The sequence below is a fragment of the Loktanella sp. F6476L genome, from assembly GCF_023015725.1.
GTDB lineage: Bacteria > Pseudomonadota > Alphaproteobacteria > Rhodobacterales > Rhodobacteraceae > Yoonia.
On record NZ_JALKAR010000011.1, the window covers coordinates 115,395 to 142,343 of the forward strand.

Here is a 26,949-nt window from a genome sequence, read left to right on the forward strand (position 1 = left end):
GCCAGCGTGACAATATCTGGCTAGCCTTTGGATAACCCGAAGGAGACCCCGATGTTTCGCGCCATGATCACAGCAGCACTGCTGACCGCCACGCCGCTTGCCGCCCAAGAGGCGGAACCGCATATGACGATGGAACGCCTGGCCGAAATTGTGCAGGTGCTGGACGAAGATGCGAATGTCACCCCCAATGGTCTGGAATTCGTCATTGATGATGTGCCCGTCCTGATCGTCGCCGACGTCCGCGCGAACCGGATGCGTGCAATGGTGCCGATTTCGTCTGTCGAAGGCATGACATCCGAAGAAATGGAACGCGTTCTGCAAGCCAACTTCGACAGCGCACTTGATGCCCGTTACGCGATTGCGATGGGGCGGTTGTGGGGCGTTTTCATCCATCCGCTTCGTGAATTGGAACGTGATCAGCTGATTTCGGGTATCGCCCAGACCGTCAACGTGGCCCAGACCTACGGCAGTCTTTACACATCAGGTGCTGCGCAATTCGGGGCAGGGGATAGTTCTGGGCTTCAGGCGCAACTGCTCGAAGAATTGCTCGAAAAAGGCCAAGATATCTAGCCGCGCCACCAGTGTTGCAGGTGTAGCCAGACTGTAAACGGGACGATGGCCCACAGCACGACACCCGCAATATGATCGGCAAGATTAGCGTTGGCCTGAAACGTCGCGATAGCCTGCAAATGGGGCGTGTCGAACAGGCCGTCGATGACCCATTGCGATGGCAAGCCTTCAAAGATGAACTGATAAAAGGTGTAAAAGACCTGCGGCGATACCGTGAGGACCACACCAAAGACCAACATGCCGATTGCGATATCGAACAATGCGCATGCTGTGCCGGACACCTGCGTCCTGAGTGATGAAATGATCCGCGTCTTGACCGCGAACAGCCAGAACACGCCCACCATCCCAAATAGACTAATGCCAAGAGCGCCCGCGCGCCCCGCGATGCCAAGCGTCCAGTAACTATCGTCTGGATAGCCCGCTGTGATCATTGGCCAAATCCCCGCGGCGGCGATGCCGACGCCAATAATGCAGGCAATCATCCCGATGAATAGCCGCCACAGGTTCGGCGCCTTGTCGCGGGTCAGCAGCCAAAAGCCTGCAAACCAAATCAGCGCCAATCCTGTGGAAAGGGCGGTCACGCAGGGTCGTACATCACCAGTGGCATGGTGTTGCCCAAGAAATAACGGACCGCATCAACGTAATCGAAGACCAGCGAAATCCCGATAATGACAATCATGAAGGTCAGAATACGTTTCGGCCATGTCGGGAAATCGTGACGCCGATTTTGCATGATCAGGTAAACAATCAAAGGGGTCCATATGATGATATGCGGCAGGCCAAGCAATTTCACGTAGCCCATCTGCTTATACATATAGTCGATGGCAAAGGCAGCGATCAGGCTGGCGACAATCGAAATGATCCCGATCACACGGGTCTTGCTCCAGAAGATCAAAACCACCGGTGCAACGAACCCGCCCAGCATCAAAAGCGGCAACCAGACCCGCAACCACGACGGTCCAAATTCGGCCATTGCTTCATTAAGTGTCATTGCGGTGCTCCTGATTTCCACGTGCACAATCACTGCTGGAATGTTGGGCGGCTTGCAAGTTTTTACGTAAACTTTTGTACGACCCACCATCGGTAGAGCCTTTGTTTACAGGTTGCTCGTAAGCCTACGTCGCAGTGAAAATAAAAGGAATATTGAAATGGCTTTTTCAAAAATGGGCAATGTTTTGACCAAAGCGACGGGTGCGGTCGCGATTGTCATGCTGGCGGGTTGTATGGGCGGCTCCAACGGGGGCACGACGGGCCAGCCTCAAAATATCGTGGATGATCTACCTGATGAAATCATTCCAATCATTATCGAAAATGAAGACGAAATTCGCGACATCATCGATACGGAATTGGCCGGTGATCTACAGGAACAAGCGGACGAGATTGTTGATCTTATCGTCGCAGTGACGACCACGACTGTTGCAGTGAGCAGCGTAACAACAGCTGCCGCTACGGATTAAGGCATAGGGCCTGTCACTGCGTCACATAAAACGCAGTGGCAGGCGCCGTCACCATATCATGCAGCTTGTTCAGCGGCGTCGGGGTGTGTGACGTCAATCGAAAAGGCCGGCACCCAATCGTGCAATTCGCGGTCCGGCAAAATCAGCGACGCAACGCTTTGCGTCGTACGCAAACATCCCCGACCAAACGGGTAAAGCACGTCTTCTGTCGGGTCGTTATGCGTACGTCGGGAATATGCGTAGTTAAGCTGACATCCCGCAGGCACCGGACCAGCACAGATCAATGTCAAATGGCCATCTGCGGTTGGGGTGATTGATTGGACGAAATCGGCGGCTTGGCCAGTGACCTCAAATCCATCGGTAAATCGCGGTGCAGGGACGCATTCGCGGTCAATGACGGTCGTTGCAGGGGTGCGTAGCTGCACATGAATAGAACATCCGTCGGTGGTCGCCGATATCGGCGCGATAGGCGCGGGTGGCATTTGCCCATTGTGAATGCGGGCGGCGCATCGACCAACTTGTTCGCCTGTAAGCACTTTGCCAGTTGCATCCAAATGCGCGGAATCGAAAAGCGGCATCGCATAATTGGCGTTGGCAAACGCGGCATTCGGACGAATATCAGCGATATCTTTGATACCTAACCGGTTTTCCCACGCGTTTCCGTTGTGCATTGGCGCGGTACCGGACGCTTGGGTCAAAAGCCATGTCGTTGGAATGCCAAGATCATTTGCCGCGTCGTCGATGATATCCATCATCTGGGTCAGCAGCGCGATGTACTCCGCGCGGGGCGTGTTGCGATCGGCCTCGCCGTGGTAAAACGGGATGAACATATGATGAATGGGTTGTCCCATTTCGTCCGCGGCAGCGGCCATCTGTTGAATATCCGCGATCATGCTTAGCATCAAAATGGATGCTGTACCGTCATGTTCGCGAAAGATGCCTTCGATAACGCGGTCTCGGTGGATCCGGCCGACAAGGGGTCTGCCTCCTTTTGCGCCGCTGCGGACGATGACTTGGCCAATGTTGGCGTCGTTCGCGTCGTGCAGAAAACGGACTGCGGTTGCGACGCCGCTGGACTGGCATTTGGGATCAAATCCATAAGACGGCACAAATCCGTCGATCACTTTGGTACGGGGACGTCCCATGACACCGCGAAACCCGAAACCGTCATTGGGCAACACAATCCGTGGGTCATCCAAGATCGGCCGGTCGAATGCGGGTCCTGCGTTGTGACAGTCGGCGTTGGACTGTCCGAAGGACATGAAAAGAATGCTGTGCGTCATAGCGCGATCTTAGACCCGACATTTGGGGCATGAGTTAGGCGAAGATTTGAAAACATCGGATGCGGATGTGGGTCTGCGGTTCAATACAGCAACGCCCCTTCACCTTTCAGTTGTGTTGTAAACCGCGAATGGATATCCGACATCTGTTTACAAGTATTAAACTAACTGAATTTGGAGTGTGTTTTGTTGAAACCTACGTTGGCGGCTATCTGCTTTTTTGCCTTGATCAGCTGTGGTGGCGCGCAAACAAAACCGGTGATTGATGACGTCGATGTGCCGACCGTTATCCGCATTGATGATACCCACGCTCCGATTAGCCCCGAAGAACCGAATATTGGACAATCTCAACCCGATCCGGTTGATAGGGTTCCGCCCGAATTGCCTACATTGGGTCTCGTCGCGGACGAAGATACCTCCGGCTACTATTATCCGGTAGATGTCGAACCGGTCGCCGATACGGGGATCCGCGCCATCGTCTTTTCGGAATCCGGATTGATTGTCCTGCCGAAGACTTTGATCAATAATTCCCTGAATGATCCGGGCGCTATTCAGGATCTTTTGCTGCGTGGCCTAGGTGAAAACTTCCCGCAGGCCGCGAACTGGACCTTCCGTGCGCTCAATAACTCCGATGAAATCTCGTGGGTTCTGTGGTGGCGCTATGGGTTCTATGTGCCAAGCTATTCCCCATACGGCGTCATCGTTGTGGGCGACGAAGATGCGTTCTTGGGTCAACTTTACGAAGCCATCTTTGGTGATCCGCTGGAACCCGACACTGGTACATACGACATGATCTCTGACATTGTGACGGCAAGCTCTTCAGTCACCACAACCAGCAGCAGCCATTAACGCAGGCTTTTGGCGGCGTGACAGATCAAAAGCAGCGATCAGGCTGCTTTTGACTTGGCCTCATTGCGGACGCCAATCGTAAAGCCGGGCACCCACCGCAACAACTGTTCGCCGGGTAGAACAAGCGACGCACCAATCCATGCTTCACGCAAACAGCCGCGCCCGAACGGGTAGGATGTGTCTTCTGTCGGATCAGCATGGGTGCGCGACGCGAATGCGTAGTTCAGTGTAAACTGCGCAGGCAGCGGACCGGCACAGGTCAGACGAAGTGCGCCTTCTTCTGTTACCTCGACGGCCTCCACGAAATCCACCGCTTGGCCCATCACCTGAAAGCCAAAGTTGCATCTAGGCTGCGGAAAACGGGTGCGGTCGATCTCTAATTTGGGTGCGCCGCGGAACGTGACGGTAATTGTGTTATCCGATGCAGTCACGTGATCCGGACGGATGTGCGGCACATATCGGCCATTGTCGATCGCCGCGGCCTGCATCCCGATCAATTCACCTGCCATGACCTTGCTGCGGGCATTCAGGTGGGCGGCGTCAGCCAATTCGTATCCGTAATTTGCAATCACGCAGGACGCGTTTTCGCGCGTATCCGCGATATCTTGGATAGCCATCCGGTTCTGCCACGCGTTGCCGGCATGGGTTGGCGAAGTACCAGACGGTTGGGCCATTAACCAATGAACGGGCAGGTCCATATCGGCAAATGCCTGATCGACGTAGTCCATCATCGCGGTCGATTCCGCGAGATAGACCGCGTAGGGGGTGCCTTTGTCTGCTTCGCCATGCAAAAATGGGATCATCACACGGGAAACAGGACGGCGTTTGCGTGCCGCGATGTCAATAATATCGCGGGCCTGTGATAGATAACTGTCGAGGATAAATGAAATTTCGCCGGTCGCACTGCGGAAAATGCCATCAATGTCGCGGTCGCCCTTCTTGACCCCCAATAAGGCGCGTCCACCTTTGGCTCCGCTGCGAATAATCACCTGTTCGATGTCATGATCACGGCGATGCTTCAAATACCGAACCGCGGCAGGCAAAGCCAGTGACTGGATACGCACGTCCCGACCGTAGGCTTTCTGAAAGGCGGTCATCGGGCGTTTGGGCGCACGTCCGTGCGTGCCGCGAAAGCCATGACCGTCGTTCGGAACCACGACACGGTCGTCGTCCAGAAAATCGCTGGTAAAGGCAGGACCAGCATCATGGTGGTCCGCGTTCGATTGGCCGTAAGGCATCATTAATAAACTACTCGTCATAGGTGTTCAGATAAGACGGAACGCAGCCTAGGGGAATGCTGCCCCGACGGAAATGAAACGGGCAGGGCGCGAAACCGACGGAATGTGACCTGCATGCAACCCCTACGAATTTGCACCGCGGCCCTTGCTATTAACGCAAACTCGGCCTATACGCCGCCTTGTCTAAGCGTCGAAACAGGCGCGGATATGAGACTCGAGCAGGGTTGGTTTGCGCCAGCCCTGTTGTTTTATGTTCGAAACAAACGTTTGGACCAAACCGAAACCCAAGACCGGCGGACACAACCGCTTGGCCCACACAGTACTAAACGTTAGGAAAACGACGCCTCATGGCTAACACAATGGAAGAGTTTGAAGCACTCTTGAACGAAAGCTTCGAAATGGACACGCCGAGCGAAGGTTCGGTCGTCAAAGGCAAGGTTATCGCGATCGAAGCGGGCCAAGCTATCATCGACGTCGGCTACAAAATGGAAGGCCGCGTTGATCTGAAAGAATTCGCAAACCCTGGTGAAGAAGCTGAACTGGCTGCTGGCGACACTGTTGAAGTGTTCTTGCGTCAAGTTGAGAACGCCCGTGGCGAAGCTGTTATCTCTCGTGAGATGGCGCGCCGCGAAGAAGCTTGGGATCGTCTGGAAAAAGCATATGCTGACGAAGAGCGCGTCGATGGCGCAATCTTTGGTCGCGTAAAAGGTGGTTTCACTGTAGATCTGGGCGGCGCTGTTGCGTTCCTTCCGGGTTCTCAGGTTGACGTTCGCCCAGTACGCGATGCGGGCCCATTGATGGGGCTTAAGCAGCCATTCCAGATTCTGAAAATGGACCGTCGTCGTGGCAACATCGTTGTATCCCGTCGTGCCATCCTCGAAGAATCACGTGCTGAACAGCGCGCTGAAGTCATCGGCAACCTGACTGAAGGTCAGGAAGTTGACGGCGTGGTTAAGAACATCACTGAATACGGTGCGTTCGTTGACCTCGGCGGCGTAGACGGCTTGCTGCACGTGACAGACATGGCTTGGCGCCGTGTGAACCACCCATCCGAGATCCTCACAATCGGTGAGACAATCAAGGTTCAGGTGATCAAAATCAACAAAGAGACACACCGTATCTCCCTCGGCATGAAGCAGCTGCAGGACGATCCGTGGAACGCTGTTGAAGCCAAGTACACAATGGAATCTGTCCACACTGGTCGCGTGACCAACATCACTGACTACGGCGCATTCGTTGAGCTGGAACCAGGTGTTGAAGGTCTTGTGCACGTTTCTGAAATGTCTTGGACAAAGAAAAACGTACACCCAGGCAAAATCGTTTCTACTTCGCAAGAAGTCGAAGTCATGGTTCTGGAAATCGATTCAGCCAAGCGTCGCGTTTCCCTTGGTCTCAAGCAGACACAGCGCAACCCATGGGAAGTCTTCGCAGAACAGTTCCCTGAGGGCACTGAAGTTGAAGGCGAAGTCAAAAACATCACCGAATTCGGTCTGTTTGTTGGTCTCGAAGGCGACATCGACGGCATGGTTCACCTGTCCGACTTGACATGGGAAGGCCGCGGCGAAGACGTCATCGGCGATTTCCGCAAGGGCGACATCGTGAAAGCCAAGGTTGCTGAAGTTGACGTTGAGAAAGAGCGCATCTCGCTCTCCATCAAAGCGCTCGACGGCGATCCATTCGCTGAAACAATCGGCGGCACAAAGCGCGGTTCGATCATCACTGTTGAAGTGACTAAGATCGAAGAAGGCGGCATCGAAGTTGACTATGAAGGCATGAAATCCTTCATCCGTCGTTCCGATCTGTCCCGTGACCGTGCAGAACAGCGTCCAGAGCGTTTCGGCGTTGGTGACAAGGTCGACGTTCGCGTCACCAACATCGACTCCAAGACACGCAAACTGGGTCTGTCGATCAAAGCACGTGAAATTGCTGAAGAAAAAGAAGCAGTCGAGCAGTTCGGTTCTTCCGACTCCGGCGCTTCCTTGGGCGATATCCTTGGTGCAGCATTGAAGGGCGGCGACGAGTAATCGTTACCCCTTAAGACTTGAAGAAGGCCTCGCAAGCAATTGCGGGGCCTTTTTTGTGGGTAGCGTCAGGCGTTGGATCAATTGACTGGCGGGCAATCGTTGTTAGGTGTCTTGTCTGTTACAAGATCGGGGACCCAGATGACTTTACCAGATACGATGTTCGGCGTTGTTATGACGGGCCATGGCGGTCCCGAAATGCTGGAATGGCGCGATGACTTGCCAACACCAAAACCGGCAACGGGCGACGTTGTCATCCGCGTGGCCGCCGCTGGCGTGAATAACACCGACATCAACACGCGCATCGGTTGGTACGCAAAAGAAGGCGCAGATGACGCATCTTGGTCCGACACGCCGCTTGGTTTTCCCCGCGTGCAGGGCGCAGACGTCTGCGGCGAAATCGTTGCGGTCGGTGCGGACGTTGATCCAGCGCGGATCGGCGAACGGGTCCTGATTGAACCTTGCTTGCATGTCGTTGATGGCGAAACAAAATCGGCGCCATGGTACTTCGGGTCCGAATGTGACGGTGGGTTTGCCGAATTTACCAAGGTGGACGCGCGTTACGCCCATCCCGTGAAAACGGACATGACCGATATCGAACTTGCGTCCTTCCCATGTTCTTATTCGACGGCTGAAAACATGCTGACGCGTGCGGCTGTGAAGTCAGGCGATACTGTTCTCGTAACCGGTGCATCGGGCGGTGTCGGGTCCGCAGCTGTGCAATTGGCCAAGGCGCGCGGGGCAGAGGTGATCGCAATCACGTCTGCTGCGAAGGCAGATGCGCTGAAAGAACTGGGTGCCAAACAGACGTTGGACCGCAAGGACGATCTGATCGCGACACTTGGCAAAGATGCCGTGGACGTTGTGATCGATCTTGTTGCGGGGCCGTCGTGGCCTGCTTTGCTTGACGTGTTGCGCCCCAAAGGCCGGTATGCGGTTTCGGGTGCTATTGCGGGACCGATGGTGACACTGGATGTCCGGACGCTCTACCTGAAAGACCTCAGTTTCTTTGGCTGTACCGTGATCGAACCAGAGGTGTTCGGGAACTTGGTGAAGCGGATCGAAAACGGGGACATCGCGCCATTGGTTGCGCAAACTTACCCATTGCGTGACATCGGTCAGGCGCAGGAAAACTTTCAAGACAAAGGTCACATCGGCAAATTCGTTCTGAACGTTTCTGGCTAAGTGGATCGCGCCCCGCCCGCAAAGGCGAGGCGCTATTTCTTAGAACTTCATGTGCCCCATGGTGATCAGGTCAATCTTGAACTGTTGCGCATGATCCTGAGGCGGCAGACCAATGTCTGCCCGCATCCGGTCGCTCAAACCGTCAACACCGGGCTGCTTTTCAACTGCAAGGTCCGGTGGGCGGGTTCGCTTGAACAGCCTTGCGACAGTTGCCAAAACCACCTTTTTGATGCCGAATTCGGCAACCAGATCATCGATGATCTCTTGTGGTGTTGGTGTTTTGATAGGAAGTGCATTCATTGTCGTCACGTTTTCCGGTCGCGCACATGCGAAACCGTTCCTTTACTGATGAAGATCCGGTCGGCAAACGGCAGACAAACTACGGCAGCCAATTAGGGGATCAAATTGTTAAGTTTTGGGATGGGATGGCACGAAATGCCGATGCGGCTTTAAGCGCGAGAACCTGCGCCTGACGGAGTCATAGCCACTGCAAAATTCGCCCAAAGGGTATGTAAGCGTTCGAAATTGTACATGCGATACCCTCCTTAGGTTGTGTGGTTGCAGTGCAGTATGCGTAGTGGAGGAGCGGATTCGATCAAGGGTCTCAGTTCGATCGATCGCATGACCCATCTACATTGTTGCAAAAATGCAACAAATTAAGCATCCCAAAAACACTGCGAAATCGACAGGGGCATTCCCCGAAACACTGTTCCAGACCTGCGAATCGGGGACCTATGCGCCAACGTGACTTGCCTTATGATGCTCAAAACACCGGAAAATATGTAATTTGATGTGGCTCAGGCAGGGCTGAACCCGCCAATCAGGTGTATTTTCATACAATTTCCCCGCGTCGGTGTATTCCGTGAACAGAATTTTGCGGCTACAGTCATCGGAAAGCAGGAATAGACCTGCGGATACTGCCTGACTGCCTTTGGGGGGCCACTGCCATGATCCGATCCGAATTGATCCAAAAGATCGCTGACGAAAATCCGCATCTTTACCAACGTGATGTCGAAAAAATTGTGAATACAATTTTCGAAGAGATCACTGATGCGATGTCTAATGGCGATCGGGTCGAACTGCGCGGATTTGGCGCATTTTCGGTAAAGAAACGTGATCAGAGAATAGGCCGGAACCCTCGTACCGGTGAATCGGTTGAGGTAGAAGAAAAGCACGTGCCTTTCTTCAAGACCGGTAAACTCCTGCGCGACCGTCTCAACGGCGGCTGAAAGTAAACAACTGATGAAAACGATCCGTTATGCCTTTTGGGCACTCGTTGCCCTTGTTCTGATCCTTGTTGGGCTGGCCAACCGTGACTTTGTGACGGTCCGCGCGATGCCACCCGCGCTGGCTGATATGTTGGCGATATCGCCAGACGTATCGCTGCCGATGTTCATCATCATTTTCATCAGCGTCGGCGTTGGTCTTTTGATCGGTTTCTTCTGGGAATGGATCCGCGAACACCGCATTCGTGTCGAAGGCCGCAAGAAGGCCCGCGAAGTGCACCAGCTGAAGCGCGAAGTTGATACTCTGAAAACGGAAAAAGCGGGCGGCAATCAAGATGATGTGCTTGCTCTGCTCGAAGGCCCGACCGGCAAAGCCTGATGCCTACTGACACTCGTGTAAAGATTTGCGGCCTGCGCGATCAGGCCATGATGGATGCTGCCGTATCGGCAGGGGCCCATTACGTGGGGCTTGTTTTCTTTCCGAAATCGCCGCGCAACGTCAGCATCGCCCAAGCCGCATCCTTGGCGCAATCCGCGCCCATTGGGATTGCGAAGGTCGGGTTAGTCGTGAACCCCGACAATGCCTTGCTCGATGCGATCCTTGCAGATGTGCCGCTTGATGTCCTGCAACTCCACGGGTCTGAAACGCCAGAACGTGTTGCAGAAGTGCGTGCGCGTTATGGTCTGCCAGTCATGAAAGCGGTTGGCGTTGCTGATGCTGACGATCTGCCTGCGCTGGATGATTACGCACAGGCGGCTGACATGTTGCTTGTCGATGCAAAGCCGCCGAAAAGCGCTGATCTGCCGGGCGGGAACGGCCTGTCATTTGACTGGACCCTGATTGCGAACCGCAGGTGGCCGACGCCGTGGATGCTTGCTGGTGGGTTAACACCCGACAACGTGTCCGAAGCAGTGGCACTGACCAAAGCGCCGCAAGTTGACGTGTCATCAGGTGTGGAAACGGCACCGGGCGAAAAATCAGCCGCCCTAATCAGCGCATTTGTCGCTGCGGCTACTCGCTGATCTCGTCGACCGCATTATCTCGCAAGACATCAATCGGGACGATTTCTAACGCACGCACATGCGTAGCGTGAAGATTCACGCGCGGCGCGCAGCCTTCTTGGTGGGCTTGCAGGAAGCGGGACGCACACAGGCACCAGCCATCGCCTGCCTTCAACCCTGCAAAGCCGAATTCAGGGCGCGGGGTGCTCAGGTCGTTGCCCACATATTTGGAAAACGCGAGAAATTCGTCGGTCATCACAGCGCAAACCGTGTGGCTGCCTTGATCTGCAGCGCAGGTGTCACAGGCGCCATTTCGAAAATAGCCCGTCACGGGATCAAGCGAACAGGTCTGCAACGTGCTGCCAAGGACGTTGAATGAGGGGTCTTTTTCCATATCAGTCTAGGCTTTCTGCGATGGCGCGGAACATGTCTTCGTTTTGACGATTCACGCCTGCGAAACGGAAATTGCGGTCACTGGCATTCAACACAATGACAACGTTCCTTGGTTGATCGATGTAGATGTACTGACCGTAAATGCCACGCGCCATGAACTGGCCCGGGGCCGCACCCACAGGAATCCACCACTGATAGCCATATCCGGTATTTCCGGGTGCGGTATTCGCGGATGGCAGGGTAGAGGCGGCGATCCAGTCAGCAGGAACAATTTGCCGGCCTTGCCACTGACCATTCTGCGCAATCATTTGTCCAAAGCGGGCATAATCACGTGTCGTGATATTCAGGCCACCCAAGACAAATGCAACGTCGTATCCGTCGACCAAGTAAGTCGGCTCTGCCTCGAACCCAAGCGGCGCGATAATCTTTTCGCTCAACAGATCGGGGATCGTGCGACCGGTGGCACCACGGATCACCATGCCAAGAATATGCGTGTCGATGGATACGTATTGCCATTGCTGACCTGCGGGCGCAAAGGTTTCGGTCAGCCCTTCGGCAAACCCGTCCATCGATCCACCTAGCGCAAGGATACGCCCCATGCGGTTAATGTCGCTGCTGAATTTCAGGTAATCTTCGTCAAAGATGACGCCGGACGACATTTGCAATACGTCTTTGATCGTCGCGCCGTCGTATGCTGAGCCGATCAAGCTTGGCACAAACTGGGTGACCGGCGCATCAATAGTCTCGATCGTGCCTTCATCTACCAACACGCCCATTAAAGCTGAAAGAAAGCTCTTTGCGACGGACCACGAAATCCGCAAATCGTTCGCATCGGTGTCTTGGTAGTAATCCTCGAACACCACTTGCCCGTTTTTGAGAACAAGCAGGGCGGTGACGTTGCGGTCTGTGATGAACGCATCGATTTCGGCAGGCAGCGTGGCTGCCGATCCTGTGGGCAGTTCACTGACAGGCCCTTCGCCGCGCGATACGGGCACTGTCAGAAATGCAGCGCCCATATTCGAGAAATTGTTGGTGATTTTGTCTTCGGAAAACAGGCTTTGAACGGCCATCAAGCGACCGATTTCTTCGTATTTCAGGGCGCAGCCCGCCAATGCTGCCAGAACGACTGCGGCGGCGATGCGACGATATTTCATTTGAAGCGATCCATCAGCTTTTGCATTTGGGTGCGGGTATCTTCGGGTTCTGGCGCGGGGGCGGGCTTGGCCTTCTCAGGCTTGGGTTTTGTTGTGGACGACCGCGGCGGGGCTACGCGTAAGGCCACCGCATTCAGGAACTTGCCACTATCACCCGCGATCAAATGATCAATGCCGTCGGAGATACCGCGCATTTCGTCGTCCAACCAATCCTGATCAGCCTTGGCAAAGTCACGCAGCACAAAGCCGGGCACCGCGTCTTTATGGCCGGGGTGCCCAACGCCAAGCCGAACACGGTCATAGTCAGGTCCGATATGGCTGTGGATAGACCGCAACCCGTTATGGCCCGCGTGTCCGCCACCCGTTTTGACACGCACTTTTGCAGGGGCCAAATCAATTTCGTCGTGAAAGACGATCACATCCGCAGGGTCGAGCTTGTGAAACCGCATGGCTTCACCGACCGATTGACCGGACAGGTTCATAAAGGTTTCAGGCTTCAGCAGGATAACCTTGTCACTTCCGAGCCGACCCTCAGAGACTTGACCCTGAAATTTCGATCGCCACGGGCTAAACCCATGATCAGATGCGATACGATCAAGCGCCATAAACCCGATGTTATGACGGTTGCCTGCGTATTTTGTGCCGGGATTACCAAGGCCTACGATTAGTTTCATGCAGGTATCCTAATGATGCAATGCGGGGGGCTCAAGCGACCTCTCACGTGACGCGGCGGCGGGAGCCTCCGGCGGGGATTTATAAAACGCCAAAGAAACAAAAAGGGCGCCCGCATAGGGACGCCCTTTGAAATCGTAAAAGTCGGGAAGATTACTCTTCGCCGCCCTCAGCTGCTGCTTCTGGTGCTTCAGCTTCGCCTTCTTCTTCGTCGTCCGCGCTAACAGTCTTAGGCGCAGAAATCGCAGCGATTGTGAATTCACGGTCGATAACCGGCTTGGAACCTTCTGGCCAAGTCACGCTATCGGATGTGATCACGTCGCCGATGTTGGCTTCGGACAGATCGATGTCGATGCTTTCCGGAATGTTGTTGGCTGTCACGCGCAGCTCAATCTCAGCCCGGTTGATTGTCAGCATGCCGCCAGCAGGGGCGTAAGGTGCGTTTTCTGCGTTGATGAAGTTAACACCAACAAACAGGTTCACCTTAGATGTCTGACGCAGACGCATGAAATCAACGTGGATCGGCAGATCCTTAACAACGTCACGCTGAACGCCACGGCAGATGACGCGGACGTCTTCTTGACCTTCGACTTTCAGGTTGAACAAAGTCGCCAAGAAGCGACCTTTGCGCAGACGTGTCAGCAGTTTGTTGAAGTCGAGGTTGATCGCAACTGGATCAGCACCGCCACCATAAACAACACCAGGCACCATGCCTTCGCGACGTGCTGAGCGGGCGGCCCCCTTGCCTGTCCCCGCGCGAGCCGTAGCTTCGAGATCTGGAATGTTTCCAGCCATAAGAATTCTCCAAAGTAATAATGGGACCGCCCTCCAAGGGTGTGCGATCCGGTGAAGCCTGCCTATTAGGGGGGAATCGCCTGCTTGGGAAGGGGTTTTCGACCCAAAATGCAGAAGAATGGGTGTGATGTCGCATATGCCCGCAGTCATTTCATCTTGATCATTGGGATGAGTGGTGCGAACGGTTCCGTTATGTCAATTTTGTCAGCCTTGCGTATCTCGCGCCGCCCTGCTGCGGCCTTTGTCATTGTCGGCCTCTTTTGGGGGTGTTTTGCGGCTTATGTGCCTGTGTTGAAAGACCAGCTTGGCGCAAGTGACGGGTTGTTCGGGATACTGCTGTTGGGGTCGGCGACCGGTCTTGTGTCATCCATGTGGATCGCGCCGCGTGCTGACCGCATTTTGGGATCGCGCAGTATGCAGGTTGGCGCGGTGATGCTGGCCTGTGTCTGGTTGGTGCCGGGCGAAATCAGCACACCAATCTATTTTGCATTTGCGTTGGCCTTTGTCGGGCTGGCATCGGGGTTGCTGGACGTGGTGATGAACGCGCGGGTGTCCGAATTGGAAGCCGCGCACAACAGGTCCCTGATGAACGCCAATCACGCAATGTTCTCTGTGGCTTATGCGGTGTCGGCCGTCATCACCGGTATCGCCCGCGAAGCTGGCATGCCGCCCACACCCGTCTTTGCGGGGTTCGGGGTGGTGGCCATTCTGCTGGTGCCGATGCTGAATATGGAGGTCGCCGACGTCGAAGCCGATGACGGCACCCAAGGCAAATACCCGCTTTGGCCTATCATGCTGTGCGGCGCGATTGTTTTGGTGGCCTTCATGTCCGAAGCCACGGTCGAAGCATGGTCCGCACTGCACGTCGAACGCACACTAGGTGGCGGTGCCGCCGAAGGCGCGCTTGGCCCCGCGATGCTTGGCATAACGATGGCAGTCGGTCGGTTCTCGGGGCAGGCGGTGTCGGAACGGTTCCGCGAAACGCAGGTTGTGATCATCGCGTCTATGGTTTCTGCGGCAGGGGCCATCATTGCGGCAACCGCTGCGTCACCTTGGATGGCTTACGTGGGCTTTGGGACGCTGGGCCTTGGTGTGTCGGTCATCGGACCCATGGGGCTTGCCTTGATCGGCAAAGTCGTCCCGCCACACCTGCGGACCGAAGCGATCAGCCGCTGCGCCGTCATAGGGTTTTCAGGGTTCTTCTTTGCCCCGATGGTCATGGGGCTGATCTCGGAAAACTACGGGCTACGGGTTGCTTTCGCCAGCGTGGCGCTGCTGTTGATATCCGCAGCACCACTGGCGTTGTTGGCATCCCGCCTGCCAAAATATGCGAAAAAGACCTAAGTCCAGTCGCCTGCAAAATCCTTCGGGACAAGCAGCGTGTCGCGATCAACTGTATTGATATCGCGGTGCCCGCATAGGGCCATGGTCAGGTCGAGTTCCTTGTGGATCACCTCAAGCGCCTTGGTCACACCAGCTTCGCCCATCGCGCCCAAACCATGCACAAAAGCACGGCCGATGTAGGTGCCCTTCGCGCCCAAAGCCATAGCTTTCAAAACGTCCTGACCGGACCGAATACCGCTATCAAGATGAACCTCGATCTTATCGCCCACAGCGTCGACGATCTGTTCCAGCATCCGGATGGACGACAACGCACCGTCCAACTGCCGACCGCCGTGGTTTGAGACGATGATCGCATCGGCGCCAATTTCGACGGCCTTCTTTGCGTCTTCAACGTCCAGAATACCTTTCAGGATCACAGGTCCGTCCCACATCTTACGCAGTTCCGCGACGCGGGCCCAATCCAGCGACTGATCAAAGGAATCAGCGGTCCATGTGCTAAGCGATGACGGGTCTGTCACTTCCTTCGCATGACCAACAATGTTGCCGAAGAAACGGCGCTTGGTCTGCAACATCTCGATCCCCCACGACCATTTCGTCGCGAGGTCCGCGATGGTCTTGGCCGTAAACTTTGGCGGGGCGGTCAGGCCGTTCTTCAGGTCTTTGTGGCGCTGTCCCAGAATTTGCAGATCAAGCGTGATCATGATGGCAGAACACTTTGCGTCCTTTGCGCGGGCCATCAAACGAGTCATGAATTCATCGTCTCTCAGGGTGTAGACCTGAAACCAGAACGGTTTTTCCGTGTTCTCAGCGACATCTTCAATCGAACAAATTGACATCGTAGACAGTGTGAACGGAACGCCGAACTTTTCGGCGGCCTTCGCGGCTTTGATTTCGCCGTCTGCGCATTGCATGCCAGTCAACCCGACAGGGGCAAGCCCCACAGGCATTGCAACATCCTGACCAATCATCGTGGTTTTCGTGGTCCGATCGGCCATATCGACGGCAACACGCTGACGCAGCCTGATCTTTTCGAAGTCGGTCGTATTTTCGCGGAACGTCTGTTCGGTCCAACTGCCGCTTTCGGCGTAATCATAGAACATCTTCGGGGTACGGCGTTTGTGCATACGCTTTAGGTCTTCGATGTTCGTAATCACGGGCATTGGGATATTCCTCAAATTGGTGCACATTTCTTACCAATCAGGCATGGTTCTGGCAATACCCCAAACCACAGACCCGCTAGTCGCTGTTAAACATCCACCCAACGCCAAACCGATCCCGACAAATTCCAAACGCACTGGCCCAGAACGTCGGCGCGAGCGGCATGATCACCTCGCCACCCTCGGACAGAATTTCGAATGCGGTCTTCGCTTCTTCCAACGTGTCCCAATTTGTCTGAATGTTGAAACCGTGATGGCCCGGAAACGGATCGTTGCCCATCGTGTCGGACACCATAATGACCTGTCCGCCGAACCGGACTTGACCATGCGCCAGCCGCGCGCCGACCTCGGGCGGGAACTTTCCCTCGGATTCGGGCATCTCGTCGAACCGTTGGACCTCCGCCAATTCACCGCCCAAGGCGCGGGCATAAAGCGTCAAGGCGTCACGCGCGGTTCCGTCGAACGTCAGGTATGGGCACATTTTCATCGCTTTTCCTCCTGTAATGATGTGATCGTATCATAAGTCTGGCTTGCAGCGCACAGCGTTGCTGCCTAGAAGCGCGGGAACGCAAAACCGGAGAGTGCTGCAATGGGTTTCAAAATGGGTATCGTGGGTCTGCCAAACGTTGGCAAATCGACCCTGTTTAACGCGCTGACAAAAACAGCAGCGGCGCAGGCGGCGAACTTTCCGTTCTGCACAATCGAACCAAACGTCGGTGACGTGGCTGTGCCTGATGCTCGGCTCGACACGCTGGCAGGGATAGCTGGGTCCAAGCAAATCATCCCGACACGGATGACGTTTGTCGACATCGCGGGCCTCGTCAAAGGCGCGTCCAAAGGTGAAGGGTTGGGCAACCAGTTCCTCGCGAACATCCGTGAATGTGACGCAATTGCCCACGTGCTGCGCTGTTTTGAAGACGACGACATCACCCACGTCGAAGGCCGCGTTGATCCGGTCGAAGATGCGGATGTGATTGAAACTGAGCTGATGCTCGCCGATCTCGAAAGCATTGAAAAGCGTCTGCAAAACCTGACCCGCAAAGTGCGCGGCGGCGACAAAGAAGCTGTCGATCAGGTGCGTCTGCTCGAACTCGCAAAAGCAGCGATTGAAGACGGCAAACCTGCGCGGACTGTGCAGATCGACGAAGACGACGCAAAGCAGTGGAAAATGCTGCAACTGCTGACCACCAAGCCCGTTCTGTACGTCTGCAACGTCGAAGAAGACAAAGCAGGCACTGGCAACAGCCAATCCGACCGCGTTGGTGAAATGGCGGCGAAGCAGGGCAATTCCCACGTCGTGATTTCTGCACGGATCGAAGAAGAAATTTCCCAGCTTGAAGCTGATGAGGCAGAAATGTTCCTCGGCGAAATGGGTCTGGAAGAAGCCGGTCTCGACCGTCTGATCCGCGCAGGTTACGAATTGCTGCACCTTCAGACATACTTCACCGTCGGTCCAAAAGAAGCACGCGCATGGACCATCAAAGAAGGCACATCCGCACCGCAAGCCGCAGGCGTCATTCACGGTGATTTCGAACGCGGCTTTATCCGCGCTGAAACCATCGCCTACGACGACTTCGTAACCTTGGGCGGCGAACAGCCGTCGAAAGAAGCAGGCAAAATGCGCGCAGAGGGCAAAGGCTACATCGTCAAAGACGGCGACGTGCTGCACTTCTTGTTCAACACCTAAAACGGCTTATTCCGCTGCGATGTCGGACCCTTCGGCACGTATGGTTTCAGTGATATGCATGACAGACGGGGCGCTTTGCAAAAGGTGCCCCGTTGCTGTTTTCAGGTCCGCGATAAACGCAGCCTCTGCCGATGCCCGATCCGCATCTGGCAGGCGCAATAGGTGCGATGGGTGCACCGTCAGGAACACAGGCAGGCCATCGGTGCCCACCTCGACGGTGCCGCGCCGTCGCGTGATATCTTTCCCGTTGCCTGTCGTGGCCCGCGCGGCGGATGCCCCCATCGCAATGATCAGTTTTGGTTTCACCAACGCCACCTCTGACCGCAGCCACCACGCGCAATGGTCTACTTCTGACGCGGTAGGGTTCACGTGCAAACGACGTTTCGCGGTTGGTTTGAATTTGAAATGTTTGACGGCGTTCGTGATGTAAGCGGCGTCCGGATCAAGGCCCGCTTGTGCTGCCAAGCCGCGAAAGAGCTGACCAGCAGGCCCCACAAACGGCAAACCTTGCATGTCTTCGTGATCACCGGGCTGTTCGCCGACAATCATCAACGCCGCATCACGTGGACCGCTGCCTTTCACGACCTGCGTGGCGGGGGCATGCAGCGGGCAACGGGTGCAGCCGTTCAGGTCGGCGTCCAACATATTCCAGCTTGCTGGCTGTGCCGATTGCTTCAACTGTTCGCGGATCGCAGCCATCCGTTCAGGCGGCAGGGTGGGCCCCGCATCCTGCATCTTGCGCACTTTTTCTTCGGCATCCGCGATAAGGCCCGGAATGAACTGCGTCTCGGGCATGTTTTTCCAGTATTTCTTGGGCATCTCGGACGTCATCGCGCTGATTTTCACCCGCGCGGGATTGAAGATGTTGCAGAAATAGGTGCCCCAAAGCGCCTCTGCCCCGTCTTCCGGCAGTTCGGGCTTTTCGTCACCCGGGTGCAGCGTCAGCGTCCCATCGGTGAATTTTGCCGTGACCGTCGGCGTCACGATCATCCAGTCCATATCGCCAAAGCGGCGCACGAAAAACTGCGCGGTCGGTTCCATCGTGTGATGCGTGGGTTCAAACCACGCGCCAAAGCTGCGGCGCGGCCCGTCACTGCGCAGATCGCGGAACCGCACGAAGGCTTTCATCTTGTGCTGACACCGCCGGACCGCCTTTTCCATCTGGCGCAGTTTCGCCAGATCAGGATCGGCGCGATCTGCCATCAGACCAGGCGTATCTTTCAGCCGCCACAGTAGCGCATAAAGGCGGGCAAACCGTTGCGGATCCTTGTGCCAGACGACAACATTGGCAAGTTCGACAAAATCCTTTGACACTTTCACCGCACGCCGTGGGGCAGGCAGGTCTGCCGTGCTTTCAAAGAGTTGCGGGGCCTGTCCGTCAAAATCCCACAGCACGTCATCCGGTTTCACACGCGCCGCCAGCAACCGCCGTGCCGCATCACGCCACGCGGTATCCGTGCCAATCATCGGGATCGAAATCGAATGCATTACAGTAACGTCAGTTGTTCCGGTGGCGGGGCGTAGCGCGCGCGTAGGTTCGCCGCATCTGTCATCGCACCCGGTGTCCACCCCAATGCGGTGATGAACGGCTGCGCCTTCTTCACCGATGCGCCCAAACGCAACAGGTCTTCGTAGCGCAACGTCCGTTGGCGGCGGGTCTGCAGAATGCGGCCCACAGTTTTGGTCCCGAAACCCGGTACGCGCAACAACATCTCGCGGGATGTGGTATTCACGTCCACAGGAAACAAGGCGCGGTTTTGCAAGGCCCACGCCAGTTTCGGATCAATCTCAAGATCGAGGTTCCCATCACTCCGCGCCGCCGTAATCTCACCCACATCAAACCCATAAAACCGCAGCAACCAATCCGCCTGATACAGCCTGTGTTCGCGGATCAACGGCGGTTTCACCAAGGGCAGTTTTGCAGTGGCATCAGGGATCGGGGAAAATGCCGAATAATAGACGCGGCGCAATTTGTAGCCCTGATACAGTGATGTCGATTGGCCCAAAATCGTCGCATCCGTCGATTGATCCGCCCCCACGATCATCTGCGTCGACTGACCGGCAGGCGCAAATTTTGTGGGACGTTTCCCGCGATAAGACCGATCCTTTTGGGCGGCCCGCTTGTCCGACACCTTGCCCATCGCTCGCCGGATCGTCGCCGGCGATTTTTCGGGGGCATAGGCCTGCACGGCCCGATCCGTCGGCAGTTCCACATTGATCGACAAACGATCCGCATAAAGTCCAGCCTGATCAATCAGCGCCTGATCTGCATCGGGGATCGTTTTAAGGTGAATGTACCCTTTAAACCCTTCATCCTGACGCAATCGCCGCGCGATTTCGACCATATCTTCCATCGTCTTATCGGGGTTCTGGATCACACCAGACGACAAAAACAACCCTTCAATATAATTGCGCCGGTAGAATTCGATTGTCAGTTGCACGACCTCATCTGGCGTAAAGCGCGCGCGCTGCACATTCGATGAAACACGGTTAATGCAATACGCACAGTCATAGATGCAGAAGTTCGTCATCAGGATTTTCAGCAGACTGATGCAGCGCCCATCAGGGGCATAAGAATGGCAAATACCGGACCCTTCGGTAGAGCCAAGCCCGCCTTTCGTGCTGTCACGACGGGTCGTCCCGCTCGACGCGCAAGACGCATCGTAGCGGGCCGCATCGCTCAGAATCGCGAGTTTCTTTTGGAGATCAAGTTGCGCCATGTGTTCATGTTATGTTCTCGCTTCGTGGAGAGCAAGAACAAGAACGCAGGCGAGGCAATTTAGCACAGTCAATTCAAACGGATCTGGGTGGCTGGGCGGCCTGCTTCGATCGCAGCCGCGTTGCGCAAACCGGGATAGGGCGTGCGCGTCATTCACACTGACTTCCCGACATCGCCAGTGCACGGCTTGTGCACAGGTTGTGCACGCAAATTACACGCCAGGAAGTGGACGTTAACGGTTTAAGATCACGACGAAGTATGCGGCGTCACACTTTCTTCCCAAAGCCCCTTGCCCCCTTCGATCCACGCAGCTAAACGGGTCAACGGAGACGTGGCCGAGTGGTCGAAGGCGCTCCCCTGCTAAGGAAGTAGGGTCGGTCCTAACCCATTGAAATTAATGACATAATCAGAACTTTTAAAAACGTATGTTCAAAATGTGAACGCTTTTTGAGTGCGCATTTTCCTTTGTTTTCAGTGACTTATCGATATGTGCCAGTTTAGCTGACACTTCATCGAAGTGCAATTTTTTCTAGTTTTTGGGTCAGAAAGAATAGCATCGAAAGGGTTGAAAACTACTCCCTTAAACGGGCATTTGAGGTCACGAAGAGTGACATCGAAAAGGTGCGAACTACTCCCTTAGTTAGGGAAATTTTCTCCATATTAAATACCTTTAAAACCAGTCAGAGTAGGGAGCCGGGAGCGCGAGCTGTGGCTGCTTAAATACATGTCTTTGCGGATACAATAGGTCGTAATCCCCGTGCATTCATGCCGCACGCTGCAGTAAAGCTGAGGTCTGATATCGATCGTTTTGCGAGCGCTAGCATGACCTTCGCTACTGGTGTAAAATTTCAGACCTGCCATTGAAGAAGCGGTCCTGCAGAATAAACATCGCTTAGATATCTGGCATTATCGATCATGTTGGCTCAAGGTGCATCTCAAAATCTGATGTGAGTTTGAAAGTATGAAAATTAGTGAAATGATCTTAGACAGGATCAAAAACAATTACTCTTTGGACGCATTTGTGAAAAGTGCTGTAGCGAAGATCAATAACCACATCTCCGCAAATAACATGGTCTTTTTCCCTGAATACACCGATCACGACATAACCCATTTCGAAGCCGTGTTAGAAACGGCAATAGATTTAGCAACCGCAAAATCTATTGAGTTGATGTCAGACGTAGACTTCGGTGTGTTGACGGTGTCGGTGATGCTTCACGATCTCGGAATGCATCTCACAAAAGACGGTTTTAGAACTTTGATTTCGATAGACGGTCCAATGCGTCCGATTGATGGTTTTGGTGACCTTCCTTGGGACGAATTGTGGGTTTCCTTCCTAGCCGATGCTCGACGTTTTGACGACCGTAAGCTCGAAGAACTCTTCGGCCCAAACTTCCAACCTATTACGGATTTCCCCGGTTTCGATGAGCCTTGGGGGGAATTCGATTATCTTCTCGTCGGAGAGTTCTTGCGACAACATCATCCAAGACTTGGTCATGAAATTGCTCTTTATGGTATGCCGTCAGTTGATGGAACTGTGACTGAATTCTGCGGCACAGGCTCTAGTGACGAGAGCATTTGGTCGGATTTGAGTGGGTTGGTTGCCCGCAGCCATGGCATGGCGCTAAGACAAACATTCTCATATCTCGACCAAAACTACAGCAGCAGGATTGAGACGCGATCTTGTCATCCCGTGTTCTTAATGACGACTCTGCGGATTGCAGATTACTTGCAAATTCAAAGTGAGCGAGCGCCGACGTCACGTACTCAAGTAACAAAATTTAACAGTCCAATATCATCACGAGAGTGGTCGGTTCATCAATGTGTGACGGATATCACAAATCTAAATGATCCTGAAGCAATCGACGTCACCGCAAACCCAGAGGATGTTCAAACCTACCTAAGACTGAAGTATTGGTTAACCGACCTCCAGCGAGAGTTAGATATATCATGGGCCGTTCTTGGGGAAGTTTTTGGCCTTCAGTCGCACAGTGGATTAAGTGCGCTTGGGTTGCGAATTCGAAGGATCAAATCGAATTTAGACCCCGCAGAAGTTTTTGCAAACAAGGTCCAGTACATTCCGGAAAGCATCTCTTTTGAAGGGGCGGGAAGCGATCTTTTGAAGCTGCTTGTGGGTCCTCTCTATGGGAACGAAATCTCTGTGGGGCTACGAGAGCTAGTACAAAATGCGACTGATGCGGTTAAGGAACTTGACCAGTTGGTTGAACAGGGGGTTATCGAGAAGCCTCAAAGTTGGGATGGGTTGCTTGGCGATGTGCAGGTTGACTTTGTAACTACGAAAAGCAGTAGAGAGAGTCGAAAGCCCAAAGTTGAAAAAGTTATTTTCACTGATCGCGGTGTAGGAATGTCGACATCTATACTGAAGAATTATTTTCTTCGTGCTGGCGCATCGTTTAGAAATTCCGACGCTTGGAAAGAAAAGTTCGAAAACGATGACGGCTCACTGAAGATCCAGCGGAGCGGGCGTTTTGGCGTTGGTGCACTTGCTGCATTCTTGCTGGGAGATACAATCACAGTTGAGACACGCCATTACTCAGAGCCAGAGGAGAATGGTTTGTCTTTCTCGGCAGGGATCGAAACAAAGTCTATAAATGTTGTTCGGAAGAAAACTCCGGTAGGCACAAGGATAACTGTGCAGGTTCCGGAAAGGCTTGCGTCACAAATCGGGAGACTTTTGCCAGAAGGGTACAGTCCAAAGGTCAACGCGGGCTGGAACACGCTTGCCGATTATTTTGGGCAATACCCAAAACTAGCCTATTGCCATGATTACGATGAAATACCGTGGGATGAGAGTTGCTTTCTACCAACATCCACTGATCGCCTTCAGGGGCCATGGAACTATTTTGAGACGCCAAAATTCGAAGTTAATTGGACGTTCAAATCGGGGATTCCTGAGCTGTCTGTGAACCAGATACGCGTCTCGGGTCTTAGAGAAGGTCGCTATGGTCATTCGTCATTAGGTTTAGAAATTCAAACTCCGCTTTTTGATACTCCAAGACTATCTGTTGGTGATAAGTCAGGGACGTTTCCACTAAACCTTCAACGAAACTCAGTCGCTTCGAAAACCGTACCTTTCTCAGCAGATCTGGCTAGAGAGATAACAGATGAGTTTGTTTTTACTTGCGCATTTCATCGCGCCAACTTTCCTTTGGAAGAGTTCCCCAAATATGCAGGGTTATCCTCAGGTTCATCTTACCGAAAAATCAACCATAGGTGGTTTCATTGTTCTGATGGCAAGGTCCTCAATCATGATTTATTTCTTGAAGCATACGCACCGGAATATGCCATTGTGCGTTACGGTGGTGTCGAAGGTCGGCTGACCTCGCATGAACTACTGGATCGCCTTTCAATCAAGAAGGCGATCTACTGCGAAGAGCCTAACGATGAATTTTATGGTAGAAAGCACACAATGAAAGGAAAATTGACAAGGTTGTTAGGTGGCGAGGTTCCGAGTCTAATTCAACAGTCCAGTCAGTATCAGAACGTCTATGTTCCTCAGGTGTTTACCGACCTTATCCGTTCTAACATGAAGCCGGGCAAGGAAGCACTTAAGGTATTGGATGCTTTGAATAATGATAAAGTCACCGGATGGCTGAGCCAAACTTCGTATGATTTAGTCGAACCACAGGAGATTCTTAACTGGCGCAGAGCGTTCGGAGAATCTGAGGCAACAAAATCTGTGATTAGCTTTCACAAGCTTGATGCCTCAAAGTTGAACCCCCAAAAAAACAACGATCAGATTGTATTCGACCGCTGGATGGAGTTGGTTGGGGCGCCGTTTATACCGAATGCAAAATGTGAGATTGATCGAGTTTATAGTGATCTTAGGGCAAAGCTGGGAAGCAAGTTTGATGCCTTCGAGCTTCGAGCCATGGCCCAAGTTAAAAAGCGAAATAAGAAGCAGAAAAATACAGATTCGTGAAGATTATAAGGTTTTGAATCAGAGCATTTTTGCAACAAATTCCGCTACGTTATGGCTGGGATTGCCACAGCTAGCACATGCCACCGAAAATAGATGGTCTCCTGAGACTCTCGCAAAGCGAATCCGCGGTTTCGTCGCAAAAGCTGTGACGGGTGTATGCCGTGACCAGTTCAGCGCGGATCGTGGCGAAATCGCTGCATGTGCAGCGAATGTCCGGTCTGACTGTCCGCACCGCAGCAACCCAGATCACTTTTCAATGGCCGCAATGGGCCGTTCACTCAGGATCGCTCAATCCTTTCAGCACTTCTTCGAGCGCACTCCTTATCAATTCAGCCGCTTCACGTCCTTTTTCATCGGCGTGAATGTAGACGTCCTGAACCATACGGGGGCTTTTCCATCGTCCCGCTCGCGCAATATCGTTTGAGGTCCAGCCTAGATTGTTTAGCAGCGTCGCCATGCTATGCCGACCGGCCTGATGCGGTGGGATATACTCAATTCCCGCGTCATCGCAGATTTTCCTCCAGATTCCGTGAACCCCTGAATTGCCTTCGTATCCGAAAACATACGGATGTGCGTGGTCCAAATGGGCAATTTCGCGGGCCAGCGCTTTTGAAATAAGTGCGCTTTGGTACTCACCATTCTTAGTCATTCCAAGGTTGACGACGCAGTGTTCAAAGTCAAAGTCCGCCCCCTTTAGCCGCGTAACCTCTCCAAGACGTGCGCCTGTCTCGACCATGAATGCGCATAGCGCTGCTAAATGGGGCAAGCCGCGAGCATGAGATGCCTTTTGGAACTTGATAATCCATTCTGGTGACGCGGTCCGGCGCTGGGGCTTTTCGACAGAAAACTTCTGAATTCTGATGTGTCTGCTACCCGTCAACATGGCAGCATGGTTTATAATCGCACTGGTGACGCCGATAACCTGACGATTTTTGGTGCTCGCCTTTCTTCCCGGCAAAAGTTCATCTGCAGCGTTCCGGACGCAAAGTGGCGTAAAATCTGCAAGTCGTTTGTCTTTAAAGTGTGCTATCAGAGGGTCAACGAAGCGGGTATTCGGCTTATCTCTTAAATATAGTTCTGCGGCCTCGCGAAAGGTCATGCCACGCGTTTCGCCATCCATCATTTCTCTAAAGAGCTTCGATTCAAGGTGTGCTAGTAGCTCTTTTGCGATTTTATAATTGTCAGTTCCTAGGCTTTTCCTGACCTTCCAACCGCCGACCGATCCGACGGCGTAGTAATTTTTCAAACCTTTGGGTTTGCAGAGCCTTAATCCCATCTTTTACAGCCTTCCTGAGTTACGTTTCCCTGCGAGAGGTGCTGTAAGGATAAGAGGCAGTGCGGTGACAAGCTAGGCAAGAGTAAATGACAAATGTCATTCTAACTGACTGAGATTGTTAACTGTTTTTTTGATGTGAGGCGGGTTTTATGGTCTGTACAGCGCGCGATTAAATCGCGGTAAAACCCCTTGCCAGCGCGGGCCGAGATCTAACCTATTTGTGCGCGAAATCTCAATGGAACTGCGCGCCACTTTGAATTTCACGAACCGATCCATGTGGTCATCGGAGCAACCTGCGGCGAATGTCGGGTTCGAGCCCAAAGTGGCATCTTTCTGCAACGCCGCGAATGTCAGCATTGCCATAGATAAACCATTTATCTGAGTAGAATTGGTAGATGAACGATTTTATTGGCAAACTGATGCGTATTCTCATACATTTTTTGAGTTCGACATTCCTTCTGGTGACAGGAACTTGTGTTACGGCGGATGAAACTTATCTGACCGCCTCTGGTGATGAGGTGAGCCGGCTCGAGTCCTTTCAAGAATGCATCACTTGCCCCGAAATGATCGTTTTACCTTTGGGCGAATTTCAAATGGGTTCGTCTGTAGCGGAAGCGAATGCTGCCAGAATAAGGTTTTTCATTCGCAACAATGCCGATCCATCCAATTACGAGGTTGCGATACGACAATCATTTATCAATCTCAATATTGACCCTGATCATCCCGAAGAGGGGCTCAGAGCATACTATGCCAGTGAAAATTACGTTCGAGAGAATGATCCACAATATAACGCAAATCAGTTTCTTCACGAAGCGCCTCGTCATCAGGTATTGATAGACATTGGACCTGTCGCGCTTTCGTGCCGCCCCAAGTGCTCGTTTATGCCGCTTTCCGTTCGAAAGCGACGGGGCTTTTCCAGCCCAGTGCTGAGTGTCGGCGGCGCGGATTGTAGAAGCCATTGATATATTCGAAGATGGCCATCTC

The 26,949-nt window shown here is 53.6% G+C and carries 26 protein-coding genes; 11 read left to right on the top strand and 15 right to left on the bottom strand.

Features of this window, described 5'->3' with window-relative positions:
• The first annotated feature begins 51 nt into the window (after nt 1-51).
• A complete protein-coding gene (locus MWU61_RS17075; protein ID WP_247129673.1) occupies nt 52-570 on the top strand; it encodes a hypothetical protein in 519 nt (172 codons plus the stop codon).
• On the opposite strand, the gene MWU61_RS17080 is transcribed toward MWU61_RS17075, so the two are convergent.
• Together MWU61_RS17080 and MWU61_RS17085 are read right to left on the bottom strand one after the other, a co-directional pair.
• Nucleotides 567-1,151: a hypothetical protein gene (locus MWU61_RS17080; RefSeq protein ID WP_247129674.1), complete on the bottom strand. Its 585-nt coding sequence runs from the start codon at nt 1,149-1,151 to the stop codon at nt 567-569. The two genes, MWU61_RS17075 and MWU61_RS17080, sit on opposite strands and share 4 nt — an antisense overlap.
• Entirely contained in the window at nt 1,148-1,561 is a 414-nt protein-coding gene (locus tag MWU61_RS17085) for a hypothetical protein (RefSeq protein WP_247129675.1), read from the bottom strand. The genes MWU61_RS17080 and MWU61_RS17085 overlap by 4 nt, the downstream gene beginning before the upstream one ends.
• Before the next feature lie 157 nt (nt 1,562-1,718).
• Between MWU61_RS17085 and MWU61_RS17090 the strand changes: the two genes are divergently transcribed.
• Nucleotides 1,719-2,027 carry a hypothetical protein gene (locus MWU61_RS17090; RefSeq protein ID WP_247129676.1) on the top strand — a complete coding sequence of 103 codons (309 nt, stop codon included), beginning with the start codon at nt 1,719-1,721 and terminating at the stop codon, nt 2,025-2,027.
• Nucleotides 2,028-2,083: 56 nt separating this feature from the next.
• On the opposite strand, the gene MWU61_RS17095 is transcribed toward MWU61_RS17090, so the two are convergent.
• Nucleotides 2,084-3,310, bottom strand: a complete 1,227-nt coding sequence (locus MWU61_RS17095) for a hypothetical protein (RefSeq protein WP_247129677.1) — start codon at nt 3,308-3,310, stop codon at nt 2,084-2,086.
• Nucleotides 3,311-3,493: 183 nt separating this feature from the next.
• Between MWU61_RS17095 and MWU61_RS17100 the strand changes: the two genes are divergently transcribed.
• The gene (locus MWU61_RS17100; RefSeq protein WP_247129678.1) at nt 3,494-4,156 is read left to right on the top strand and encodes a hypothetical protein; all 663 of its coding nucleotides are present in this window, start codon (nt 3,494-3,496) and stop codon (nt 4,154-4,156) included.
• A 38-nt stretch (nt 4,157-4,194) separates the two neighbouring features.
• On the opposite strand, the gene MWU61_RS17105 is transcribed toward MWU61_RS17100, so the two are convergent.
• Nucleotides 4,195-5,415 (bottom strand): hypothetical protein, encoded by a 1,221-nt coding sequence (locus tag MWU61_RS17105; RefSeq protein WP_247129679.1) that lies wholly within the window; start codon nt 5,413-5,415, stop codon nt 4,195-4,197.
• A gap of 338 nt (nt 5,416-5,753) precedes the next feature.
• Here MWU61_RS17105 and rpsA point away from each other — a divergent pair, with 338 nt between their 5' ends.
• Together rpsA and MWU61_RS17115 are read left to right on the top strand one after the other, a co-directional pair.
• Nucleotides 5,754-7,418 carry a 30S ribosomal protein S1 gene (gene rpsA / locus MWU61_RS17110; RefSeq protein ID WP_247129701.1) on the top strand — a complete coding sequence of 555 codons (1,665 nt, stop codon included), beginning with the start codon at nt 5,754-5,756 and terminating at the stop codon, nt 7,416-7,418.
• Nucleotides 7,419-7,556: 138 nt separating this feature from the next.
• The gene (locus MWU61_RS17115; protein WP_247129680.1) at nt 7,557-8,600 is read left to right on the top strand and encodes an alcohol dehydrogenase family protein; all 1,044 of its coding nucleotides are present in this window, start codon (nt 7,557-7,559) and stop codon (nt 8,598-8,600) included.
• Between the two features lie 39 nt (nt 8,601-8,639).
• Here the strand turns inward: MWU61_RS17115 and MWU61_RS17120 are convergent, their stop codons facing one another.
• Nucleotides 8,640-8,900, bottom strand: coding sequence for a hypothetical protein (locus tag MWU61_RS17120; protein ID WP_247129681.1), 261 nt, complete (start codon nt 8,898-8,900; stop codon nt 8,640-8,642).
• A 647-nt stretch (nt 8,901-9,547) separates the two neighbouring features.
• Here MWU61_RS17120 and ihfB point away from each other — a divergent pair.
• The 3 genes from ihfB to MWU61_RS17135 are packed head-to-tail and all read left to right on the top strand — an operon-like array spanning nt 9,548 to nt 10,849.
• Nucleotides 9,548-9,829 carry an integration host factor subunit beta gene (ihfB, locus tag MWU61_RS17125; protein ID WP_247129682.1) on the top strand — a complete coding sequence of 94 codons (282 nt, stop codon included), beginning with the start codon at nt 9,548-9,550 and terminating at the stop codon, nt 9,827-9,829.
• 13 nt (nt 9,830-9,842) lie between these two features.
• Nucleotides 9,843-10,205 carry a LapA family protein gene (locus tag MWU61_RS17130; protein WP_247129683.1) on the top strand — a complete coding sequence of 121 codons (363 nt, stop codon included), beginning with the start codon at nt 9,843-9,845 and terminating at the stop codon, nt 10,203-10,205.
• The gene (locus MWU61_RS17135; RefSeq protein WP_247129684.1) at nt 10,205-10,849 is read left to right on the top strand and encodes a phosphoribosylanthranilate isomerase; all 645 of its coding nucleotides are present in this window, start codon (nt 10,205-10,207) and stop codon (nt 10,847-10,849) included. Before MWU61_RS17130 ends, MWU61_RS17135 begins: the two co-directional genes overlap by 1 nt.
• Here MWU61_RS17135 and MWU61_RS17140 read toward each other — a convergent pair.
• The 4 genes from MWU61_RS17140 to MWU61_RS17155 form a co-directional block, all read right to left on the bottom strand.
• Complete coding sequence (locus MWU61_RS17140; RefSeq protein ID WP_247129685.1) at nt 10,839-11,222, bottom strand: DUF2237 domain-containing protein; 384 nt, start codon at nt 11,220-11,222, stop codon at nt 10,839-10,841. The genes MWU61_RS17135 and MWU61_RS17140 overlap by 11 nt on opposite strands.
• Before the next feature lies 1 nt (nt 11,223).
• Nucleotides 11,224-12,375, bottom strand: coding sequence for a serine hydrolase (locus tag MWU61_RS17145; RefSeq protein WP_247129686.1), 1,152 nt, complete (start codon nt 12,373-12,375; stop codon nt 11,224-11,226).
• The gene (gene pth, locus MWU61_RS17150) at nt 12,372-13,049 is read right to left on the bottom strand and encodes an aminoacyl-tRNA hydrolase (RefSeq protein ID WP_247129687.1); all 678 of its coding nucleotides are present in this window, start codon (nt 13,047-13,049) and stop codon (nt 12,372-12,374) included. Before pth ends, MWU61_RS17145 begins: the two co-directional genes overlap by 4 nt.
• A gap of 151 nt (nt 13,050-13,200) precedes the next feature.
• Nucleotides 13,201-13,842: a 50S ribosomal protein L25/general stress protein Ctc gene (locus MWU61_RS17155; RefSeq protein ID WP_247129688.1), complete on the bottom strand. Its 642-nt coding sequence runs from the start codon at nt 13,840-13,842 to the stop codon at nt 13,201-13,203.
• Nucleotides 13,843-14,034: 192 nt separating this feature from the next.
• Here MWU61_RS17155 and MWU61_RS17160 point away from each other — a divergent pair, with 192 nt between their 5' ends.
• Nucleotides 14,035-15,186: an MFS transporter gene (locus MWU61_RS17160; RefSeq protein WP_247129689.1), complete on the top strand. Its 1,152-nt coding sequence runs from the start codon at nt 14,035-14,037 to the stop codon at nt 15,184-15,186.
• Here the strand turns inward: MWU61_RS17160 and MWU61_RS17165 are convergent.
• Nucleotides 15,183-16,346, bottom strand: a complete 1,164-nt coding sequence (locus tag MWU61_RS17165) for an alpha-hydroxy acid oxidase (protein ID WP_247129690.1) — start codon at nt 16,344-16,346, stop codon at nt 15,183-15,185. The genes MWU61_RS17160 and MWU61_RS17165 overlap by 4 nt on opposite strands.
• Before the next feature lie 76 nt (nt 16,347-16,422).
• Nucleotides 16,423-16,830, bottom strand: a complete 408-nt coding sequence (locus MWU61_RS17170) for a VOC family protein (RefSeq protein WP_247129691.1) — start codon at nt 16,828-16,830, stop codon at nt 16,423-16,425.
• Nucleotides 16,831-16,932: 102 nt separating this feature from the next.
• On the opposite strand from MWU61_RS17170, the gene ychF reads away from it, so the two are divergent.
• Nucleotides 16,933-18,030, top strand: coding sequence for a redox-regulated ATPase YchF (ychF, locus tag MWU61_RS17175; RefSeq protein WP_247129692.1), 1,098 nt, complete (start codon nt 16,933-16,935; stop codon nt 18,028-18,030).
• Nucleotides 18,031-18,036: 6 nt separating this feature from the next.
• Here ychF and MWU61_RS17180 read toward each other — a convergent pair whose 3' ends face one another.
• The gene (locus MWU61_RS17180) at nt 18,037-19,518 is read right to left on the bottom strand and encodes a UdgX family uracil-DNA binding protein (protein WP_247129693.1); all 1,482 of its coding nucleotides are present in this window, start codon (nt 19,516-19,518) and stop codon (nt 18,037-18,039) included.
• Nucleotides 19,518-20,750: a putative DNA modification/repair radical SAM protein gene (locus tag MWU61_RS17185; protein WP_247129694.1), complete on the bottom strand. Its 1,233-nt coding sequence runs from the start codon at nt 20,748-20,750 to the stop codon at nt 19,518-19,520. The genes MWU61_RS17180 and MWU61_RS17185 overlap by 1 nt, the downstream gene beginning before the upstream one ends.
• 960 nt (nt 20,751-21,710) lie before the next feature.
• Between MWU61_RS17185 and MWU61_RS17190 the strand changes: the two genes are divergently transcribed.
• Nucleotides 21,711-24,689 (top strand): ATP-binding protein, encoded by a 2,979-nt coding sequence (locus tag MWU61_RS17190; RefSeq protein ID WP_247129695.1) that lies wholly within the window; start codon nt 21,711-21,713, stop codon nt 24,687-24,689.
• 274 nt (nt 24,690-24,963) lie between these two features.
• On the opposite strand, the gene MWU61_RS17195 is transcribed toward MWU61_RS17190, so the two are convergent.
• Both MWU61_RS17195 and MWU61_RS19895 read right to left on the bottom strand, forming a co-directional pair.
• A complete protein-coding gene (locus MWU61_RS17195) occupies nt 24,964-25,965 on the bottom strand; it encodes a site-specific integrase (protein ID WP_247129696.1) in 1,002 nt (333 codons plus the stop codon).
• A gap of 879 nt (nt 25,966-26,844) precedes the next feature.
• Nucleotides 26,845-26,949, bottom strand: a 105-nt coding sequence (locus MWU61_RS19895) for an IS3 family transposase (RefSeq protein ID WP_348486854.1), incomplete at its 5' end; no start/stop codon positions are given.

Bases quoted from the DNA above. Each gene is read 5' to 3' on its own strand.
- MWU61_RS17075 (WP_247129673.1), top strand. From the start codon at position 52: ATGTTTCGCGCCATGATCACAGCAGCACTGCTGACCGCCACGCCGCTT.
- MWU61_RS17085 (WP_247129675.1), bottom strand. From the start codon at position 1,561: ATGACACTTAATGAAGCAATGGCCGAATTTGGACCGTCGTGGTTGCGG.
- MWU61_RS17090 (WP_247129676.1), top strand. From the start codon at position 1,719: ATGGCTTTTTCAAAAATGGGCAATGTTTTGACCAAAGCGACGGGTGCG.
- MWU61_RS17095 (WP_247129677.1), bottom strand. From the start codon at position 3,310: ATGACGCACAGCATTCTTTTCATGTCCTTCGGACAGTCCAACGCCGAC.
- MWU61_RS17105 (WP_247129679.1), bottom strand. From the start codon at position 5,415: ATGACGAGTAGTTTATTAATGATGCCTTACGGCCAATCGAACGCGGAC.
- rpsA (WP_247129701.1), top strand. From the start codon at position 5,754: ATGGAAGAGTTTGAAGCACTCTTGAACGAAAGCTTCGAAATGGACACG.
- MWU61_RS17115 (WP_247129680.1), top strand. From the start codon at position 7,557: ATGACTTTACCAGATACGATGTTCGGCGTTGTTATGACGGGCCATGGC.
- MWU61_RS17120 (WP_247129681.1), bottom strand. From the start codon at position 8,900: ATGAATGCACTTCCTATCAAAACACCAACACCACAAGAGATCATCGAT.
- ihfB (WP_247129682.1), top strand. From the start codon at position 9,548: ATGATCCGATCCGAATTGATCCAAAAGATCGCTGACGAAAATCCGCAT.
- MWU61_RS17130 (WP_247129683.1), top strand. From the start codon at position 9,843: ATGAAAACGATCCGTTATGCCTTTTGGGCACTCGTTGCCCTTGTTCTG.
- MWU61_RS17135 (WP_247129684.1), top strand. From the start codon at position 10,205: ATGCCTACTGACACTCGTGTAAAGATTTGCGGCCTGCGCGATCAGGCC.
- MWU61_RS17140 (WP_247129685.1), bottom strand. From the start codon at position 11,222: ATGGAAAAAGACCCCTCATTCAACGTCCTTGGCAGCACGTTGCAGACC.
- MWU61_RS17145 (WP_247129686.1), bottom strand. From the start codon at position 12,375: ATGAAATATCGTCGCATCGCCGCCGCAGTCGTTCTGGCAGCATTGGCG.
- pth (WP_247129687.1), bottom strand. From the start codon at position 13,049: ATGAAACTAATCGTAGGCCTTGGTAATCCCGGCACAAAATACGCAGGC.
- MWU61_RS17155 (WP_247129688.1), bottom strand. From the start codon at position 13,842: ATGGCTGGAAACATTCCAGATCTCGAAGCTACGGCTCGCGCGGGGACA.
- MWU61_RS17160 (WP_247129689.1), top strand. From the start codon at position 14,035: ATGTCAATTTTGTCAGCCTTGCGTATCTCGCGCCGCCCTGCTGCGGCC.
- MWU61_RS17165 (WP_247129690.1), bottom strand. From the start codon at position 16,346: ATGCCCGTGATTACGAACATCGAAGACCTAAAGCGTATGCACAAACGC.
- MWU61_RS17170 (WP_247129691.1), bottom strand. From the start codon at position 16,830: ATGAAAATGTGCCCATACCTGACGTTCGACGGAACCGCGCGTGACGCC.
- ychF (WP_247129692.1), top strand. From the start codon at position 16,933: ATGGGTTTCAAAATGGGTATCGTGGGTCTGCCAAACGTTGGCAAATCG.
- MWU61_RS17180 (WP_247129693.1), bottom strand. From the start codon at position 19,518: ATGCATTCGATTTCGATCCCGATGATTGGCACGGATACCGCGTGGCGT.
- MWU61_RS17185 (WP_247129694.1), bottom strand. From the start codon at position 20,750: ATGGCGCAACTTGATCTCCAAAAGAAACTCGCGATTCTGAGCGATGCG.
- MWU61_RS17190 (WP_247129695.1), top strand. From the start codon at position 21,711: ATGAAAATTAGTGAAATGATCTTAGACAGGATCAAAAACAATTACTCT.
- MWU61_RS17195 (WP_247129696.1), bottom strand. From the start codon at position 25,965: ATGGGATTAAGGCTCTGCAAACCCAAAGGTTTGAAAAATTACTACGCC.